This is a genomic window from Pseudarthrobacter sp. NamB4 (assembly GCF_005796185.1).
Classification (GTDB): domain Bacteria; phylum Actinomycetota; class Actinomycetes; order Actinomycetales; family Micrococcaceae; genus Arthrobacter.
Map to the genome: position 1 here is coordinate 64288 of NZ_VAHM01000008.1, position 17405 is coordinate 81692.

At 66.1% G+C, this 17405-nt stretch carries 16 protein-coding genes and 1 pseudogene; 6 read left to right on the top strand and 11 right to left on the bottom strand.

What is annotated here, in order from left to right:
- The first annotated feature begins 57 nt into the window (after window positions 1-57).
- Window positions 58-882 carry an SDR family NAD(P)-dependent oxidoreductase gene (locus FDW81_RS09490; RefSeq protein WP_138133937.1) on the top strand — a complete coding sequence of 275 codons (825 nt, stop codon included), beginning with the start codon at window positions 58-60 and terminating at the stop codon, window positions 880-882.
- A gap of 106 nt (window positions 883-988) precedes the next feature.
- On the opposite strand, the gene FDW81_RS09495 is transcribed toward FDW81_RS09490, so the two are convergent.
- Window positions 989-1606 (bottom strand): FMN-binding negative transcriptional regulator, encoded by a 618-nt coding sequence (locus tag FDW81_RS09495; protein WP_138133938.1) that lies wholly within the window; start codon window positions 1604-1606, stop codon window positions 989-991.
- A 4-nt stretch (window positions 1607-1610) separates the two neighbouring features.
- Window positions 1611-2585, bottom strand: coding sequence for a DMT family transporter (locus FDW81_RS09500; RefSeq protein WP_138133939.1), 975 nt, complete (start codon window positions 2583-2585; stop codon window positions 1611-1613).
- Between FDW81_RS09500 and FDW81_RS09505 the strand changes: the two genes are divergently transcribed.
- On the top strand, window positions 2584-3996 hold the full coding sequence (locus tag FDW81_RS09505; RefSeq protein ID WP_138133940.1) for a PLP-dependent aminotransferase family protein: 1413 nt from the start codon (window positions 2584-2586) through the stop codon (window positions 3994-3996). The two genes, FDW81_RS09500 and FDW81_RS09505, sit on opposite strands and share 2 nt — an antisense overlap.
- Window positions 3997-4073: 77 nt before the next feature.
- On the opposite strand, the gene FDW81_RS09510 is transcribed toward FDW81_RS09505, so the two are convergent.
- The 3 genes from FDW81_RS09510 to rlmC form a co-directional block, all read right to left on the bottom strand.
- On the bottom strand, window positions 4074-5048 hold the full coding sequence (locus tag FDW81_RS09510; protein WP_138133941.1) for an IS481 family transposase: 975 nt from the start codon (window positions 5046-5048) through the stop codon (window positions 4074-4076).
- 93 nt (window positions 5049-5141) lie between these two features.
- Complete coding sequence (locus tag FDW81_RS09515; RefSeq protein ID WP_240720126.1) at window positions 5142-6587, bottom strand: hypothetical protein; 1446 nt, start codon at window positions 6585-6587, stop codon at window positions 5142-5144.
- 269 nt (window positions 6588-6856) lie between these two features.
- Entirely contained in the window at window positions 6857-7984 is a 1128-nt protein-coding gene (rlmC, locus tag FDW81_RS09520) for a 23S rRNA (uracil(747)-C(5))-methyltransferase RlmC (protein WP_138133943.1), read from the bottom strand.
- 68 nt (window positions 7985-8052) lie between these two features.
- Between rlmC and mmuM the strand changes: the two are divergent.
- Window positions 8053-8908, top strand: a pseudogene (mmuM, locus tag FDW81_RS09525) (homocysteine S-methyltransferase).
- 51 nt (window positions 8909-8959) lie between these two features.
- Here mmuM and FDW81_RS09530 read toward each other — a convergent pair.
- Window positions 8960-9172, bottom strand: coding sequence for a hypothetical protein (locus FDW81_RS09530; RefSeq protein WP_138133944.1), 213 nt, complete (start codon window positions 9170-9172; stop codon window positions 8960-8962).
- Between the two features lie 112 nt (window positions 9173-9284).
- Between FDW81_RS09530 and FDW81_RS09535 the strand changes: the two genes are divergently transcribed.
- Complete coding sequence (locus FDW81_RS09535; protein WP_138133945.1) at window positions 9285-9779, top strand: hypothetical protein; 495 nt, start codon at window positions 9285-9287, stop codon at window positions 9777-9779.
- Between the two features lie 31 nt (window positions 9780-9810).
- Here the strand turns inward: FDW81_RS09535 and FDW81_RS09540 are convergent, their stop codons facing one another.
- Window positions 9811-10362 carry a dihydrofolate reductase family protein gene (locus tag FDW81_RS09540; protein WP_138133946.1) on the bottom strand — a complete coding sequence of 184 codons (552 nt, stop codon included), beginning with the start codon at window positions 10360-10362 and terminating at the stop codon, window positions 9811-9813.
- 234 nt (window positions 10363-10596) lie between these two features.
- On the opposite strand from FDW81_RS09540, the gene FDW81_RS09545 reads away from it, so the two are divergent.
- Window positions 10597-11061: a hypothetical protein gene (locus FDW81_RS09545; RefSeq protein ID WP_138133947.1), complete on the top strand. Its 465-nt coding sequence runs from the start codon at window positions 10597-10599 to the stop codon at window positions 11059-11061.
- 22 nt (window positions 11062-11083) lie between these two features.
- Here FDW81_RS09545 and FDW81_RS09550 read toward each other — a convergent pair whose 3' ends face one another.
- On the bottom strand, window positions 11084-13258 hold the full coding sequence (locus FDW81_RS09550) for a bifunctional diguanylate cyclase/phosphodiesterase (protein WP_138133948.1): 2175 nt from the start codon (window positions 13256-13258) through the stop codon (window positions 11084-11086).
- 175 nt (window positions 13259-13433) lie between these two features.
- Window positions 13434-13703, bottom strand: a complete 270-nt coding sequence (locus tag FDW81_RS09555; RefSeq protein WP_013600240.1) for a GlsB/YeaQ/YmgE family stress response membrane protein — start codon at window positions 13701-13703, stop codon at window positions 13434-13436.
- Window positions 13704-13927: 224 nt separating this feature from the next.
- Between FDW81_RS09555 and FDW81_RS09560 the strand changes: the two genes are divergently transcribed.
- A complete protein-coding gene (locus FDW81_RS09560; protein ID WP_138133949.1) occupies window positions 13928-14794 on the top strand; it encodes an HAD family hydrolase in 867 nt (288 codons plus the stop codon).
- 23 nt (window positions 14795-14817) lie between these two features.
- On the opposite strand, the gene FDW81_RS09565 is transcribed toward FDW81_RS09560, so the two are convergent.
- Together FDW81_RS09565 and FDW81_RS09570 are read right to left on the bottom strand one after the other, a co-directional pair.
- Entirely contained in the window at window positions 14818-16245 is a 1428-nt protein-coding gene (locus FDW81_RS09565; protein ID WP_138133950.1) for a UDP-glucose/GDP-mannose dehydrogenase family protein, read from the bottom strand.
- On the bottom strand, window positions 16242-17399 hold the full coding sequence (locus FDW81_RS09570) for a glycosyltransferase family 1 protein (RefSeq protein ID WP_205754607.1): 1158 nt from the start codon (window positions 17397-17399) through the stop codon (window positions 16242-16244). The genes FDW81_RS09565 and FDW81_RS09570 overlap by 4 nt, the downstream gene beginning before the upstream one ends.
- Window positions 17400-17405 lie beyond the last annotated feature (6 nt).

The following is a 17405-nucleotide window of genomic DNA, read 5'->3' on the forward strand; positions in this document are numbered from 1 at the left end:
CCGTTAGGCAGTGCCACCCAGCCGGGCACCGAATTCTCCCCAACCGAAGGGCACCCCTTGACTCCTCGCACGATCGTGATCACCGGAGCCAGCGACGGCATCGGAGCAGCAGCGGCCCGGACCCTGGCCAGGGCGGGGGAGCAGGTGGTCGTGGTCGGCCGGTCCGAGGAAAAGACCCGGGTTATCGCCAAGGAGCTGGACGCCGACTATTTTGTCAGCGACTTCTCCGAGCTGGCGCAGGTCCACGCCCTCGCCGCTCAATTGAAGTCCGACTACCCGCGCATCGATGTTCTCGCAAACAACGCGGGAGGCATCATGGGCAGGCACACCGTTACCGCCGACGGCAACGAGTCAACGATCCAGATCAACCACCTGGCGCCGTTCCTGCTCACAACGCTGCTGATGGATACCCTGGTCTCCAGCAGTGCGAAGGTCATCAACACCTCCAGCGGCGCCAACAGCTTCGGCAAACTGGACCTGTGGAACCTCAACTCCGAACACGGCTATTCCACCAACCGCGCGTACGGCACCGGCAAGCTGGCCAATATCCTCTTCACCTCTGAGCTGCACCGCCGCTTCGGCGGAAAGGGAATCACGACGGCGGCGTTCCACCCGGGCGTGGTCCGCACCAACTTCGCCGCGGAGTCCACGAGCCCCTTCCGGCACGCCTACAAGACCCTGCTGAACCGCCTGATGCTCACCCCGGACCAGGGCGCCGACACCCTGCTGTGGCTGGTCAACGGCACGGCGGGCAAGGACTGGATCTCCGGCGCCTACTACTACAAACGCGCCCTGGCCAAGGCCAACGCCCAGGCCTATGACGCCGAGCTGGCCCGCGGCCTCTGGGAGAAGAGCGAAGAGCTGGTCAGGGCTTCTGCCTGAGCCCGTCCCGGGCCGGAATGCGTATCTTTCGAACCTCCCCGTGCCGCCGGTCCGCGCCATTCCGGGCCGGGGAACCCGTTTGGCCTCCAAAAGCTGCGCATTCCAGTCAGCGGCCCCGCTTCACGTCGGCCGCCATGGCGGTGTGGCCGGTGGCGGACAGCCCGGCAATAACGCCATCCACATCGGCGTCGGGCCTGTTCTGGCTGAGTTTGGCCTTCGCTTCGATCCGGCTAATGATCAATTCAACGCCCACGATGGCCCGCAGCTGACCCGAAATGAACCGCTCCGGGGCGTCATCCACGCTCCAGGGGTGGTGCAAGCCGGTCTCGTGCACCTCGGTCAGCCGCCTTACCTGCTGATCCAGCCATGCGGCATCTTGGTGGATCACCAGCCGTCCATACGCGTGCACTGTGGTGTAGTTCCAGGTGGGCACTACACGTCCCTGCTCTGCCTTGGACGCATACCAGGAGGGCGAGATGTATGCGTCCGGTCCCTGGATGATGGCCAGCGCTTCCCCCACGGCGGTTTCGGTCCACTGCGTGTTGTTCCGCGCCAAGTGCCCCTGCAGCGATCCGTGGTCACCGGCGTCGGGGTCGTAGACAAACGGCAGGAGCGTGGCCGCAAGGCCATGGGAGGTCATGGTGACAAGATTCGCTGCACCGGGTTTCCCCAGCAGGCCCTGGATGGTATCGGAGTCGGCGGCGAAGTGAGCTGGAATATACACGGTGCTAGTCCTTTACTGTCTGGAGCGACCTGGAAGTGGTGGTGGTTGATGGAGCAGGTTCAGGCCTGAGCCGGACCCTGACAGCGGCCCCCGCGCTCAGGATGACGGCCACGCCGCCCAGGACGGTGGACCACGTCAGCGCTTCCCCCAAAAGGAGCGCGGCCCAGCAGATGGTCAGGACGGGCTGGATGAGCTGGATCTGGCTGACCTGTGCGATGGGACCGATGGCGAGGCCCCGGTACCAGGCGAAGAAACCCAGGAACATGCTCACCACGCCGAGGTACGCGAAGGCTGCCCACTCCGCCGGTTCGGCTGACGGTGGCCGCTGAGCCATGTCAACGGCTGTGAGGGCGAGCATCAGCGGGGACGCGAGGACCAGCGCCCAGGACACCGTCTGCCAGGCGCCGAGTTCACGGGCCAGCAGACCGCCCTCCGCGTACCCCGCCGCGCCGGCCGCCACCGCACCCAGGAGCAGCAGGTCTGCCCAATGCAACTGCCCGAACCCTCCGGCGTGGATTGACGCAAAGATGATCGCTGCGGCAGCACCGGCTCCGGTAATGAGCCAAAAGGCCCGCGGCGGCCGTTCCCGCCCACGGAGCACCGCTGCTGTTGCGGTTGCAGCAGGGAGCAGGGCGATCACCACGGCACCGTGGCTTGCCGGAGTGCTGGTCAGTGCGTAGGACGTGAGTAGCGGAAAACCGAGGACGACGCCGGCCGCCACCACAGTGATACGCAGCCACTGCATGCCCCGGGGCAGCGGTTGCCGGGTCAGTGCGAGGGCGCAGCCCGCCAGGACAGCGGCTACCACTGCGCGGCCCGACCCGATAAACAGCGGGGACAGGCCAGCCAGGGCCACCTTGGTAAAGGGCACCGTCAAGGAAAAGGCAGCCACCCCTAAAAGGCCCAGCCATAGTCCCGAGGCGTGGACCCCGGATACCACTACAGGCCGGGAGTGAGTAGCGCTACTATTGTCTCTCATGAACAACGATAGCAGTTCGCGCATTGTGGTGCACCTGAAGTCCTGGATCGCCACTGCCGCGCCCGGAGCAAAGCTGCCATCCACCCGTTCCCTTGTAGCCGAGTACCAGGCCAGTCCCGTTACCGTGCAGAAGGCCCTGCAGGCCCTCGCCGCCCAAGGCCTCATCGAGAGCCGGCCCGGCGTCGGGACCTTCGTGCGGGCAGTCCGGACGGCGCGCCCGTCCGACTACGGCTGGCAGACGACGGCCCTGCGATCGCCACTGGCGGCGCTGCCCTCGGCCTCTTCCACCATGCGGGACGTGCCGTTGGACGCCATCTCCTTCCATTCCGGCTATCCGGCCCGGGAACTGCTGCCCGAGCGGCTGGTCCGGGCAGCACTTACGCGTGCCGCCCGGGGAGATGCCGCCCTGTCCAGGCCGCCTGCCGCCGGCCTGCCGGAACTGCAATCGTGGTTCGCACATGAACTTGGCACGTCAACGCCCGCCGGGACCACCCCACCCAACCCAAGTGACGTCGTCGTACTCCCTGGCAGCCAAAGCGGGCTGAGTTCCATTTTCAGCGCATTGGTGGGCCGGGGGCAGCCGCTGCTGATGGAGTCGCCCTCCTACTGGGGCGCAATTCTTGCCGCGGCACAGGCAGGGGTCCTGGTCATTCCGGTGCCCAGCGGCGCGGACGGTCCGGACGCGGGCGAACTGTCCCGCGCCTTCGACGAATCAGGCGCCCGGGTTTTCTACGCCCAGCCCAACTACGCGAACCCGACGGGCGCGCAGTGGTCCGCCGGGAAGCGTGAGCAGGTGCTGGAGGTGGTCAGGTCGCAGAGCGCTTTCCTGGTGGAGGACGACTGGGCGCACGACTTCGGCATCAGCTCCAATCCCGTGCCGGTCGCTTCCCGCGACGACTCCGGGCACGTGGTCTACCTGCGCTCGCTGACCAAGAGCGTGTCCACGTCCATCCGGGTGGCAGCCCTCATTGCCCGCGGTCCGGCGCGGGAGCGCATTCTGTCCAGCCGGGCAGCCGAATCGATGTACGTCAGCGGACTGCTGCAGGCGGCAGCACTCGACGTCGTCACGCAGCCGGGCTGGCAAACGCACCTGCGCAGTGTCCGTCACCAGCTGGAATCCCGCCGGGACCTGCTGGTCACCAGCGTGCGGAAGCATATTCCGCAGGCACACCTTGAGCAGGTGCCGAAAGGCGGGCTGAACGTGTGGCTGCGCCTGCCTGACGGAACCGACCTGCAGCGGCTGACCCGGGACTGCGAAACCGCCGGCGTGATCATCGCCCCAGGAGACGAGTGGTTCCCGGCTGAGCCCACCGGTCCATATATTCGGCTCAATTATTCGGGCACGAATCCCGGAGCGTTCCCGGAAGGCGCCCGGATCATTGGACAGATGCTGGAGCGGAACCTGGGCTAGCAGCGAGCGCCCAGCTCATGGTACTTCGACATATGCTCATCCCCGGTGTGGTGGCGTTGCTGCTGGACTAGCTGTACTCAGCCAGTAGGTTGGTTGCACCTGCTGATTGGTGGATTGCCTCCGAGGCTGCCGTGGGGCCGGTGGTTGTTGTAGAAGTTTAACCATGGCTGCAGCGCATCTGTGCGTGCCTGGTTGGATGTGAAGGGTTGCCGGTAGGCCCAGCCTTCCTGCAGGGTGCGGTTGAAGCGTTCTGCTTTGCCGTTCTGCCAAGGGTGGCGGGGTTTGATCAGGATGTGTTTGGCGCCCAACGCGGCCAGGGCGTCCTGGAAATCCCGGGAGAGCCGGTAGGCGAAAGCGTTTTCAGTCATAACCCTTTTCACGGGTGCGCCCTGGGCGGCCATGGCGGCTGCGGCTCTGGTGAGGAACCCGGCGCAGGTAGGGCCTTTCTCATCGGGAAGTACCTCGGCGTAGGCCAAACGGGTGTAGTCATCGACCGCGACGTGGACATAGTCAAAACCGACCCGCTCGTGGCCTGTTGAATGGTTGCGGGCGGATTGCTTCGGATCTGCACGCCAACCGCCGCCGTCAGGTATTCTGCCGAGTTTCTTGACGTCGATGTGAATCATGTCTCCCGGGGCATCGCGTTCATAGCGGCGGTCCGTGGCTCGGGAAGCGCGGATCCGAGCCCCGGTCATCGGATCCAGATCGTACAGCCTGGGCATGCCGGCGCGGGTCAGGATCCGGGAGACCGTCCGGGCGCTGGTACCGCAGCGCAAGGCCAGATCCGTGGGCCCTTCACGGTGCTCCATCCGCTGGGTCAGGACATCGGCAACGACCTCCTCTGGGGTGGCATGCGGACACGACTTTGGTCTGGAGCTGCGGTCCTGGAGCCCGTCCCAGCCGTGGGCGCGGTACCGGCTGACCCAGCGGTGAGCGCAGGTCCGCGAGATGCCCATCTCCTTGGCCACATGGGCAATCGGACGGCCGGCCAGAACGCGCTCGATGATGATTCGTCTACCGGTCGGGGTCAGGCGGGCATTACGGTGGAACATGAAGACCTCTTAGTCATTGGCTGTGTGTGGTAACCACCAACCTAAGAGGTCTTCACCTATTCACGATGTAACCAACGTCCTGACTCAGTACAACTAGCCGCCGGTTCTGGGTGCGAGGAGGATCTGCACGGCTTCCATCCGTTTGCCCATGCCCGACGTGCCCGCCGTTCCGCCATCGGCCACCCATGACTGCCAGCCCAGATCCTGCACGTGGGCGCGGTAGTGGATCCTGTAATGGTTCGCCATCTCACCGGTCAGCCTGACTTCAAAGGCTTCCAAACGTAGCCCTTGCCCGGTCGTTCCGATGGGATTGGCCGAGGATGTCCACGGCTGCCAGCCGATCGACTGCACATGCCCCCGCCACTGGATGTCCCCGGTATAAGCCGTGCTGGACACCTTGAGGCGCAACGCCTCGACCCGAAGGGCCCGACCCGTGGTCCCGGCGACGGTTCCGTCGGAAACGTTCGCCATCCAGCCGAGGTTTTGAACGTGGGCGGCATACACGGCAGTGAACGCTGGTGCGACCTTCGGAACCAACTCGATTGTCACGGCCTCCATCCGCTGGCCTTGCCCGACGGTACCGGCCGTGGCTCCATCGATCCTGTGCGGCTGCCAGCCGACGTTCTGCACGTGGGCGCGATACCTGATGCTGTACTGCGAGGCCAGATCCCCCGTCAACCGCAGCTCCAACGCCTCCAGACGCAGGCCGAGCCCGGTCGTTCCGATCGGGGACGCCGACGTCGTCCAGGGCTGCCAGCCGATGTTCTGCACATGCCCCCTCCACAGAATGTCGCCCGACAGGAGGTCTCCTGCCACCGACAGGCGCAACGCCTCCATCGGCAGTGACCGCCCGGTGGTTCCTGCGGTGGCGCCGTCCGAGACGCTCGACTGCCAGCCGATCGTCGCGACGTGTGCCTGGTAGACCCCTATGCACGTCATGTCGTAGTCGTAGGTGCCGTCGGTCCATTGCGCGATGTGGACGGTGCCACCGGAGAAGCTGCGATTCACACAGAGGTCGGATGCTTCGCTGGGAAAGTCGAGACGTCCTGCCGGTGACCAGACGGGCACGTCGGGGAGCTGCCAGGATCCGGTGATGGCCTCCCAAGCGCTTGAATAAGAGTAGATCCCGTGCGGGTACCCGGCGTCCGCCAGTGCGGCCAGGAGCCCGGAGATGATGTACCGGTTCTCCTGCCGCTGGGCCGGTGTTGAGCTGGGCCAGGGCTGTTGCGGGCGGGGCTCGACGTCGACCCAGATTCTCTCCGGACGCCATCCCACCCTATCGAGGGACGCGAGTGCCGCGCGGCCCTCGGCGTAACCGACATTGCGCAGCCGGTCGGGCCTGGTGCTTGCGGGCCAAGGGCCGTCGTCGCCGTAGGTGTCGTATTGCGCGGTGGTGGGGAATGTGGCCATGGCGTAGGCCTGGGCCCGGACGCGGCGGTCGAGCACCCACTGGTACTGCCACTGAAGGCAAGGGTTTTCGGTGAACGCGAGTCCCCTCGTCAGCCCCACCACCACGAACTCCGTGTCGTCCGGTGGCATCGGAAGGCCGTCCGGGCACTGTGGCCAGGAAATGTCATGTCCATAGTCGACCGCTCGGGCGGGTGCAGCGAACAGCACGCCGAGTGCGAGCACAAGTAAAACCGCCAGGAGCCGGGGCGCGGATGCCCGGGAGCAGCGGCCAGGTCGAAAGGCACCAAGGCCGGCCATGATGGCCCCCTATTCGAAGGATGACCAAATTATCCCACTTGGCCACCTTCGCCGCCAGCTAGGTGAGCAGCAAAATCTATCCTCGATTCACCGGTTCAAGGTCAGGCAGCCCGCTCCAGCAGAACCATCACCTCGTAGTGGGTGGTCTGCGGGAACATGTCCAAAACCCGGGCCCGCCTCGCGTTGAACGAGGGGAGTGCCGCCAGGTCGCGGGCCAGTGACTGTGCGTTGCAGCTGGAGTAGACCACGTGCTGCACGTCGGACGATTCCAGCCAGCCGCACAGCTCCTTGCCGATGCCGCGCCGGGGCGGATTGACGATCACAAGTTCGGGGGACTGCTCTGCGGTGAGCGCGAAGGCCGTGGCGTCGCAGGCCCGAAAATCCGTCCGCTGCAGGCCGGCTTCCCTGCTGCTGAGTTTGGCCGAGACGATGGCCTCACTGCTGGTTTCGATGCCGGTAACCGCACGGGAGGGATCAGCAACGTGCAGGGCGAACCCGCCCACGCCGCAGTACAGGTCCCAGACCGAGGCCGGCGCCAGTTCGTTGACCCACTCGCGTCCCTGCCGGTACAGGGCAGCAGCCATCTCGGTGTTCGTCTGGAAAAAGCCCTGCGGCCGCAGGTGCAGGTCGAGGTTGTTGATCCGCATCCGCAGGGTGGACTGCTCGGTCAGCAGGATCTCCCGGTTACCTTCCAGCACTGCCTTGTGTTCCGGGAGCAGGTTGACTGATGCCACCTTCACCTGCGGCAGGTCGGCCAGGAGCGCGGGGAGGTTTTTCCGGATGCGCGGCACCAGCTGTTCCGACCGCAGGACCAGGCGCAGCATGACCTCACCGTCCGGGGACTCGGTGATGATGACATGCTTGAGCTCGCCGCTGCGCCGCGGAACATCGTACGGCGTCAGGCGGTGCTGGCGGATGAAGCGGGCCAGCACCGGAAAGCAGGCCAGCAGTCCGGGGGAGCAAACGCCGCACTTGCGCAGGTCCACGCCGCGGCCTTCGGCATCCAGGATCCCGATCGTCGGGTTCTTGGCCGTTCCGCCGATCACCATCTTGGCCTTGTTGCGGAAGCCGGACTCCCGGCTGGCAGCGGGCGGCAGCCATTCCATCGAGGTGTGGCCGGAGAGAAGGGTCTGGCAGTGCAGATGCTTACCGGCCAGCTGTTCGTCGTAGGGCCCGCCCATGTGGGTGCAGGAACGGCAGCGGCCGGCATCGAAGTAGGAACAGCGCATGACCGGTCAATTCTACCCGTGTCCAGGAACCACGACGGCGGCGCGTACGCGCGACCTATAGTGACTACATGCCGCGCACTGCTTCCCTGTCCCGTCTGCTCGGCACCGACGATGTCGTGATCTCCGACGGCGCCCTGGCCACCGAGCTCGAAGCCCGCGGCTGCAACCTGGATGACCCGCTGTGGTCAGCCAAAGTGCTGCTCGAACAGCCGCAGCTGATCCGGGACGTCCACCGTGATTACTTTGCGGCGGGGGCAGGGGTGGCCACCACCTCCAGCTACCAGGCCACGCCCCAGGGCTTTGCCCGGCGGGGGCTGGCGGAAAAGGAGGCGCTGGAACTCGTGGCGCTGTCCGTCCGGCTGGCGGATGAGGCCCGGCGCGAACACCTGGCCGGGAATCCTGGCACCGGTCCCCTGCTCATTGCCGGATCCGTTGGCCCCTACGGCGCCTACCTCGCGGACGGCTCGGAGTACCGGGGCGACTACGAGCTGAGTGCCGCAGAGTTCACGGACTTCCACCGCCCCCGCACCGAGGCGCTCGCGGCAGCGGGGGTGGACTTCCTTGCCTGCGAAACACTGCCCTCGTACAGTAGGCGCACTTCTCGGGACGCAGCCCCATGTGGCAGCCATCGGCGTGAACTGCGTGCCGCTGCAGTTTGTCGCCCCGGCACTGGAAGCACTGAGCAAAGCAACGAACAAGCCCCTGGTGGCCTACCCCAACTCCGGAGAAACCTGTGATCCCGTGAGCAAAACCTGGGGCGCGGCAAGACCGTTCACAGCACACGCAGGGCAGGAACACCCGCAAGACCTCGCGGAGGGATCCACAGCATGGCGGGAACTCGGCGCCCGCATCGTCGGCGGCTGCTGCCGGACCACCCCCGGTGACATTGCCGCCGTCGGACGCGCTATTTCCGGAGGCCGCTAGCCCGGAACGAAAGGAAGCAGCGGCACAACCGGGCGCTGCCTTGGGCGGCAGTTAATCCCCGTGTTCCCCGTGGTGTTCTCCTGCCTTCTCCCTGGCTTCCTGCTGGTGCTGTTCCAGCTTTGCCTCCGCGTCCCGCCGGCGGTAGCCGATGGCGCGTGCCTGCTCGGGCGTAGGGTGCCGGTGCTCCCGTTCCCACGCGTGGTCGTTGACGCCGGTGCTGGGGGCAGCCTCGTCGTCTCCGTGCTCGTGAATGTTGTCATTCATAAACGGATCGTTTCACAGGCCGGCCAAGGAGAGAAGCGCCGTCCGCTGTTTGGCGGATGCGCGGAGGGGTACGGATGGTCTGTCACCGCCCCCGCAGCAACTGGAGGAAACCGTGCCCCAATCCCGAGGACGAACACTGCTGGCGGCCGCAGCCAGGGGAGCACTCTGTGGCCTGGCCGGAGTGGCTGTGATGACTGCCGGGGAGAAGGTTGAGCAAGCCCTGACCAAGCGGCCCAACTCCTACATACCGGCGCGGACACTGCTGACGCTCCTCGGCCAACAGCCGGGCGACTCGCAAAAGCCCCTGGTGTGGAACCACGTGATGCACTGGGGTACCGGCGCCCTCCTTGGCTCCTTGCGGGGAGTCTGGGCGGTAACCGGCATCCGCGGTCCCTTGGCCGATGCCAAACACACGGTGGTCCGTCTCGCGTTCGACCAGACCCTCGAGAATGCCACGGGCGCCGGAGCCCCGCCCACCAGCTGGCCCAGGAAGGAACAACTGGTGGACGTGGCACACAAGGCGCTGTATTCGGTGGCCACGGGTCTGGTGGCGGAGCGCTGGATCCGGCCTGTCCTGGAATCCAGGCGCGGGACCGTCAGCCACTAGCGCTTGCCCCGCACCCAAGGACCTCCTGTAGCTACTGGGTGAGCCGCCCGTACGTGCTGACCACATTCCCCTTGCTGGTCCGCGACTGGTCCTGCAGCACCAGGCGGGTGGTTGGGTCGCCGTCCTGGAACAGCCGCCGCCCCGTTCCCGCCACCACCGGATGCGTCATCAGCGTCAGCGAATCCAGCAGTCCTGCGAACAGCAGCTGCCGGATCACCGAAATGCTGCCGCACACGGCGATCTCGCCGCCGTCACGCTCCTTCAGCTTGGCCACAAATTCCTCCAGTGGCGCGTCCATCAGCCGCGAATTCTGCCATTCCAGTGGTTCGGTGAGCGTCCGGGACGCCACATGCTTCTCCACGGGATTGATGAAGGCCGCGAAGTCCTCATCCACAGAGGCATTGGGCCAGTATGCCGACCACTCCTGATAGCTCACCCGGCCCAGCACCACCGTGTCCACGGTGTCCATCATCCGGGTGAGCCCCTCGCCGAGTTCATCGTCGAAGCTGTCGAACTGGAATTTGTAGGGATCTGACACCACGCCATCAACGGAATGAAACAGTCCTGCGGTCACTTTACGCATTAAGAGCCTCCTGGGAATCGAGCAGACAAGCACCAAGGTATGCGGTGGGTTCGCCGGGGGGAAGGTTCCGGGCCCTAAAACCACCTGCGTGAAGAGGGGCAAAAAAACGCCCACCGCCGGACGCCGCGTTACGTTCATCACTCGCCGTGGCGTCCTGCAGCGTTTCGCTGAAGCTGAGCCCCATACTTGTCATGAACGGCTGTTGCCGTCCCCCGGCCAGGCAGGAGGAAGTGCATGGAAAACCTGAAAAAAGTCGTGAGCAGTCAGTATTTCCCGGCCGGTGCCGTGCTCACCGTCGTGGTCCTGTTCTGGGCCGTGGGGCTCCTGGGCGGGCTGTCCCTGCTGAACAACAACCAGCCCCCGCTCACCACCCTTACCTGGATGCTGTTCGTCTACACCGCTGCCGTGCTGACCCCGCTGGCAGGTGCCGTCGCCGCCGCGGACCTGGTTAAACGCTGGCGCCGCACCCGGACTGAGGGAGCGATGCACGCCGCGGACGCAGGCCAAGAGGAACCGCACCAGGTGGAAGAACCTCGGCAGGTCGAAGAAACACTGCAGGCCCCGCCGGCAGCCGCAGCTGAACCGGCAGTCCCGGCACAGCCGACGGAGGACGTCCACACAGGCCAGCCGTCGCCTGCCCCGGAGGCATCACAGCCGAAGAAGCACCCCAAGCAGGCAGGACGCAAGCAGGCGGCCTAGCCGGCACCGCCGTCGAACGTTCTTACCGCCCTTTCAGCCGGCTGAGCGCTTCCTCCGCGTGCTGCAGCGCCTGATCCAGCCGCCTGCCTGGCTGGGGCAGCGAGAACAGATAGCCCTGCAGCGAGTCGCAGTCCAGGGCCGTGAGGTAGTCCGCCTGTTCCACTGTTTCCACGCCTTCGGCTGTGACTGTGAGGCCGAGGCTGTGGGCCATGTTGATCATGGAGCTGAGGATGGGCAGCCGCTCATTGCCGGTGCGCACCATGGACACGAACGTCTTGTCGATCTTCACCGTGTCCACCGGCAGGTCCTGCAGCCTGCCGAGGGAGGAATAGCCCGTGCCAAAGTCGTCGAGAGCAACCCGCGCGCCCGCGTCCCGCAGGGTGCTGAGCTGCCGGATCAGGCTGCAGTCGGCGTCGAAAAACACGCTCTCCGTGACCTCCAGCACCAACTGGTAGGCCGGCACGCCGCTCTTCTCCGCAAGCCGGAGCACGGCCTCCGCGAAGTCAGGGTCCTGCAGCTGGACACCGGAAACGTTCACCGCAAGGGAACGGGACGGGTCCTCGCTCAGCCATGGCGCCAGCTGTGCCATGCCGAGCGCCATCACTTCCGTACCGATCTCACGGATGAGTCCGATGCGTTCCGCCAACGGGATGAAGACCGACGGCGGGACGCGCCCGCCGTCCCTGTCCCACCGGGCCAGCGCTTCGAACTTGAACACCTGCCCCATCCGGTGGGAAACAATGGGCTGGAAGTCGACCGTAATCTCGCCCCGGGACACTGCCAGCTGCAGCCCGCCCTCCATGTGAGTCCGCTGCATTAGTGCCGTCATCATGTCCGGGTGGAAGCGCAGGAACCGGTTCTTTCCGGCAGCCTTGGCAGCGTACATGGCGATGTCCGCCTGGCGCAGGAGCTCGGATGCCCCCACGCTGTCCCTGCCCAGGGAAGCGAGCCCCAGGCTCAGGCTGGGCTGCAGCACGGTGCCCTTGATGGTGACAGGAACGTGCAGGCACCGGACAATGCATTCGGCGATGGCATCCGCGTCCGGGCAGGCGGTCAGGAGCACCACGAATTCGTCGCCGCCCAACCGGGCCACAACATCCGCGCTGGGGGCGCAGCCACGGAGCCGGCGGGCCACCTCGATCAGCATGTCGTCGCCGGCCTGGTGGCCGAGGATGTCGTTGACTTCCTTGAAGTCGTCCAAATCCAACAGCAGGACATCCACAGTCTTCAGCCGCGGCTCCTTCAGGGCTTCGGAAAGGGTGTCGTTGAAGACTGCCCTGTTGGCCAGGCCGGTCAGCGGGTCCTGGAAGGCCATGGCCCGCAGCTTTTCCGCCTGGGCAGCAAGGTCGAGCATGGCCTGGTGCGCCTGCTCCTGGGCTTTTCGGCGGGGCGTCACGTCCCGGAAACTCCATACCCTCCCAACGATTTTCTCGCCCACCCGCTGCGGCCGCGAATACTGCTCAAACGTCCGCCCGTCCTTGAAGTCCACCACGTCGTGGCTTTCGGCGGAAAGGTCCTCTTCAAGTTCATTGACCTTGGCGGTAAAGGCGACGGGATCTGCTACCTGGGCAACAATGACCCGCATGACCGGTTCTTCGCTGTCCTCTTTGAGCAGCTCCGGGGAAATGTTCCACATCGTGAGGAACTGGTCATTGAATCCGGCCACCCGTCCCTCGGCGCTCATGACCAGGATGCCGTCGGCAGTGGATTCCAGCGTTGCTGTCAGCAGGGACATGGCCTCGCGCAGGTCCGCGTCGGCCGCCTGACGGTGGGAAGTACCCCGGACTGACAGCAGGAGCCGGGGTTGGGCGCGAGCGCCGTCGTCGGAATCCTGTGCACAGCCGGCCCCGGGCATTGCTCCCGGCGGAATCAAGGAGCCCGCTGCTTCTGCCGGAAACTCCGTCCCATCCCTGGTCATCCCGTAGATTTCCCTCGGGGGGACATGCCCGTCCGGCTCGGAGAGCAGCTGCGCGGCAAGCTGGTCCACCTCGCCGCGGAATCCTTCCGCCAGGATCATCCGGTGGTCCCGCCCCACCAGATCGTCGATGGAGTACCCGAACAGCCTTGCGGCGGCGGCATTGGCCACAGTGATCCTGCCGTCCGCTGCAATACCCAGGAGTGCATCGGGGCTGGCGTCCAGAATTGTGCCAAAAGTTTGCGGTGCCGGAATTTTGCCGCGGCCCCATGAATCGGTCATTTCCCCACCCCCCTGCACATCATAAAGCGCCGACGCGGAAATTGGGCGGCTGAACCGGGCTGGTTTTCTTGAGGGCTGTAGGCCCCGGCTCCGGCTGGTTCGACGCCGCGGGGGAACGCAGAAAGCGCCGCCCCTGGGGCGGCGCTTTGTGCGTTTGCGTATATAAGCGGTGCTGCTATACCCGGCGATGGCTGCGGTTGGTGATTGCGCCATAAACCAGCAGCACGATGACTGAACCGAGAATTGCCAGCAGCCAAGTGCGGATATCGAAGAATTCGGCCAGCCCGCCGCCGAATACCAGCGATCCGATCCAGCCGCCCAAGATAGCGCCGACAACGCCGAGGACCAGGGTTACCACCCAACCTCCGCCTTGGCGGCCCGGCAGGATTGCCTTGGCGATGGCGCCGGCGATCAGGCCCAAAATGAGAAATCCGAGAATGCCCATGTTGTCACTCCTTAATCAGTAAGTTGTGCCGGGCCCCCATTTCCGGTTCCATAATTCAATCAGCGTGCTTACTGCTCTGCAAGAGTTTGGATATCACGGGATGACTGTCAGTTTCCGGTACTAATGTGCCATTTTCAGCTGTCCGCCCGCCCTGCCGTTTTGGCAGGGGGAGACAGCAGTTTCGATAGGATTGGGTGTCCCGCAACCCAGCAAGGAGCTCCGGCATGTCCAGCCCGCAGACCGCCCGGCCGCGTGCCGTATTCCTCGACATCGACGGCACCTACGCCGACCACGGCCTGGCCCCGGAGGCGCACGTGGAGGCCGTCCGCACGGCGCGTGGCCTCGGCCACCTCGTCTTCGTGTGCACCGGGCGGCCGCTGTCCATGGTGCCCGGGCACATCCTCGACGCCGGCTTCGATGGCGTTATCACTGGCGCCGGAGCCCGCGTGGAGCTGGACGGGCAGGTGCTCAAGGACACCCGCTTCCGCCCGGACCTGGCTGCCCTGATCGTCGACACCCTGGACAAGCACCACGCGGCCTACATCCTGGAAGCCCCCGAGGCCCTGCACGGCCGCACCGGCGTGGACCAGCGCCTCCGGCAGGTGCTCGGGCCTGTTTTTGCCGGCCGCCCACAGCATGATGGCGTGCTCAGCACGGACGTGGACCCCCTCGAGGACATCTTGGGGCCAATGCAGTACAGCGACGACCTGCGAGGGAGCTCCTTTGCCAAAGTCTCCTGTTTTGACTCACCCGTGCCGCTGACGCAGCTCATGGATACCTTCGGCCCGGAGGTGGGGCTCATCCCCAGTTCACTCTCAGCGCTGGGTGACCGTGCTGGGGAGATTTTCATGGCAGGGACGCACAAGGCGGTGGGCATCCAGGTGCTGGAGCAGCACCTGGGCCTGAAGCGCGAGGACATTGTGGCCATAGGTGACAGTGCCAATGACATTGAGATGCTCGAGTATGCAGGGATCGGGATCGCCGTGGAGGGCGGGCATCCGGCCGTGCTGGCGGTGGCCGACAGGGTTACCCCGGGTCCCGCCGGCAACGGCGTGGCGCTTGCGTTTGCCGAGCTGGGCCTTCTGGGCTGAACGGGCCGTCCCGCCGTCAGGGTTCAGCCGCGTGCGCCCCGGCTGATGGGCAAAGGAGCAGCGGCGGGTGGGGCCACCGGGACAAGCGGTGCGACCGGCGTGAGTGGCGCTGCCGCCCGGGTGCCGAGGCCGCGCACCAGCCAGCCAGCTGACTGCCATGCGACCGCGTCCAGCACGTTGCGTGCATCCAGCACCACCCGGCGTCGGACCAGCGCGCCCGCAACGGAGGGGGAAAGCCGCCGGTACTCGTCCCACTCCGTGAGGAGGAGGACCAGGTCAGCGCCTTCAAGGGAGCGTTCAGTGGATGCTTCGAACCGGAGCCTGGGGTAGCGCTGCCAGGCGTGGTTGACGGCTTTGGGGTCCGTCACTGTCACATGCGCGCCGACGGCTGCCAGCCGGTCCGCCACATCCAAGGCCGGGGAGTCACGGATGTCGTCGGTATCCGGTTTGAAGGAGGCGCCCAGCACCGTGACCGACCGGCCGCACAGGGTGCCTCCGGCCAGCTCCGCCGCCAGCGACACGGTCCGCGACCTCTGCCCCAGGTTGACCCTGTCCACCAGCCCCATCCAGTCCTCCACAGCGGTGACGCCGTGCTGGGCGGCCTGGGTGCGGAAGCTGCGGATGTCCTTGGGCAGGCAGCCGCCGCCGAAGCCCAGCCCGGCGTGCAGGTACCGTCCGCCGATCCTCGGATCAAGCCCCATCGCCTCGCTGAGTTCGGCCACGTCGGCGCCGGAGGCGTCACAGAGTTCGGCCACGGCGTTGATGAAGCTGACCTTGGTGGCCAGGTAGGCGTTCGCCGCCGACTTGATGAGTTCCGCGGTGGCGAAATTGCAGACCTGCCGCGGGATCCCGGCCCTGAGCAGCGGTTCGTAGACAGCATCAAGCGCTGCGGTTACCCCGAGAGGAGCACCGGACGAGGCGTTGAACGCAGCGGCGCGCCCGCCCTCCACGCCGTACACCAGCCGGTCCGGCACCAGCGAATCCTTCACCGCCGTGCCCTGCCTCAGGAACTCCGGGTTCCAGCCCAGCAGCACGTCCGGCCGCGGGGCCAGTACGCCGCGGAGCATGTCCACGGTGCCTACGGGAACGGTTGACTTGCCCACGACGACGGCGCCCGCCGCCAGGTGCGGCAGCAGCGCGTCCGCGGCGGAGAACAGGAAGGTGAGGTCGGCGGCGTCGGACGTCTTGTCCTGTGGAGTGCCCACGCACAGGAAATGGACCTGCGCGGCTTTGGCGTCCGCGGGATCAGTTGAAAAGCGGAGCCTGCCGTTGGCCCGTCCGTCCTGGAGGAGTTCGTCCAGCCCGGGTTCGTGGAAGGGGGCCGCGCCGCGGCCCAGTTGCTCCACCTTGCCCGGATCGACGTCAATGCCAACAACGGTGTGGCCCATGGACGCCAGAGTGGCGGCGTGGACGGCGCCCAGGTAGCCGCAGCCGATGACGGAAATGTTCACAGTCTTGCCCCCTTGGTATTGGCTGGTCCTGTCGGAAGCGGGCCGTCGGTGATGGCTTCGGTGTAATGGCGCACGAGTTCTGCGCACAGCGCCGGCCAGGTCCTGTCCTGCACGGAGGCATGGGCGGCGGCGGCGAAAGCGCGGCGCTTGGCGTCGTCGCCCATCAGGTCCAGCACGTGGCCGCGCAGGGCGCACAGGTCGCCGGGCTCGTAGAGCCAGCCTGTCCTCGAGTTTTCCACCAGGTCCAGCGGGCCGCCCCTGCCGGTGGCCACCACCGGCACGCCCGATGCCATGGCCTCCTGGATGGTCTGGCAGAACGTTTCGAACTCGCCGGGGTGGACGAACAGATCAAAGGACGCCATGGCGCGTGCCAGTTCTTCCCCACCCAGGAAACCGGTGAAAACGGCATCAGGCAGTGCTTCCGCCAGGGCCGCCCGCTGTGGCCCGTCGCCCACGATCACCAGCCTGGCATTCGGCACCCCGGCCAGGGCCGCCAGGTCCTCCACCTGCTTTTCCACCGCAAGCCGGCCCACGTAGCCGATGAGGCGCTCGCCGTCCGGCGCAACCGTTGCCCTCCACTCATCGTCGCGCTTGGCGGGTGAGAACCGGGCGGTGTCCACCCCTCTGCGCCACATCTGCACCCTGGGAATGCCCCTGCCGCGCAGCTGGTTCAGCGCGAACGTTGAGGGCACCAGGGTGCTGGTGGCCAGCAGATGGATGTTTTCCACCCGGCTCCACGCCCAGTTCTCCAGGAACGGCACCCCGTACCGGGCGGCGTAGCTGGGAACTTCGGTCTGGTAGATCGCAACGGTGGGGATGCCCAGCTGGTGGGCAGCCTGGACCGCCCTCCAGCCCAGGACGAACGGCGAGGCCAGGTGGACGACGTCCGGTGCATAGTCGGCAAGGATTCGCTTGACCCGGTACACACCGCCCATCGCTACCCGGACGTTTGTGTAGCCCGCGAGCGGAACGGCCGGAAGCCGGTGGACGTCCGCGCCCTTGACCTGCTCCGGCGCCTCCCCGTCCTGGGTTGAGGGCGCAATGACCAGGACGTCGTCGCCCCGGTCCTGCAGATGGTCCAGAACCCTCAGGATGGAGTGCGTCACGCCGTTCATCAGCGGCAGGAATGACTCAGCAATAATTGCGATCCTCACCCCTCC

Excerpts from the sequence above, each read along its gene's own strand:
- FDW81_RS09510 (WP_138133941.1), bottom strand. The coding sequence starts at position 5,048 with ATGTTCCACCGTAATGCCCGCCTGACCCCGACCGGTAGACGAATCATC.
- FDW81_RS09530 (WP_138133944.1), bottom strand. The coding sequence starts at position 9,172 with ATGAATGACAACATTCACGAGCACGGAGACGACGAGGCTGCCCCCAGC.
- FDW81_RS09500 (WP_138133939.1), bottom strand. The coding sequence starts at position 2,585 with ATGAGAGACAATAGTAGCGCTACTCACTCCCGGCCTGTAGTGGTATCC.
- rlmC (WP_138133943.1), bottom strand. The coding sequence starts at position 7,984 with ATGCGCTGTTCCTACTTCGATGCCGGCCGCTGCCGTTCCTGCACCCAC.
- FDW81_RS09515 (WP_240720126.1), bottom strand. The coding sequence starts at position 6,587 with ATGCCACCGGACGACACGGAGTTCGTGGTGGTGGGGCTGACGAGGGGA.
- FDW81_RS09540 (WP_138133946.1), bottom strand. The coding sequence starts at position 10,362 with ATGCGTAAAGTGACCGCAGGACTGTTTCATTCCGTTGATGGCGTGGTG.
- FDW81_RS09555 (WP_013600240.1), bottom strand. The coding sequence starts at position 13,703 with ATGGGCATTCTCGGATTTCTCATTTTGGGCCTGATCGCCGGCGCCATC.
- FDW81_RS09545 (WP_138133947.1), top strand. The coding sequence starts at position 10,597 with ATGGAAAACCTGAAAAAAGTCGTGAGCAGTCAGTATTTCCCGGCCGGT.
- FDW81_RS09560 (WP_138133949.1), top strand. The coding sequence starts at position 13,928 with ATGTCCAGCCCGCAGACCGCCCGGCCGCGTGCCGTATTCCTCGACATC.
- FDW81_RS09505 (WP_138133940.1), top strand. The coding sequence starts at position 2,584 with ATGAACAACGATAGCAGTTCGCGCATTGTGGTGCACCTGAAGTCCTGG.
- FDW81_RS09550 (WP_138133948.1), bottom strand. The coding sequence starts at position 13,258 with ATGACCGATTCATGGGGCCGCGGCAAAATTCCGGCACCGCAAACTTTT.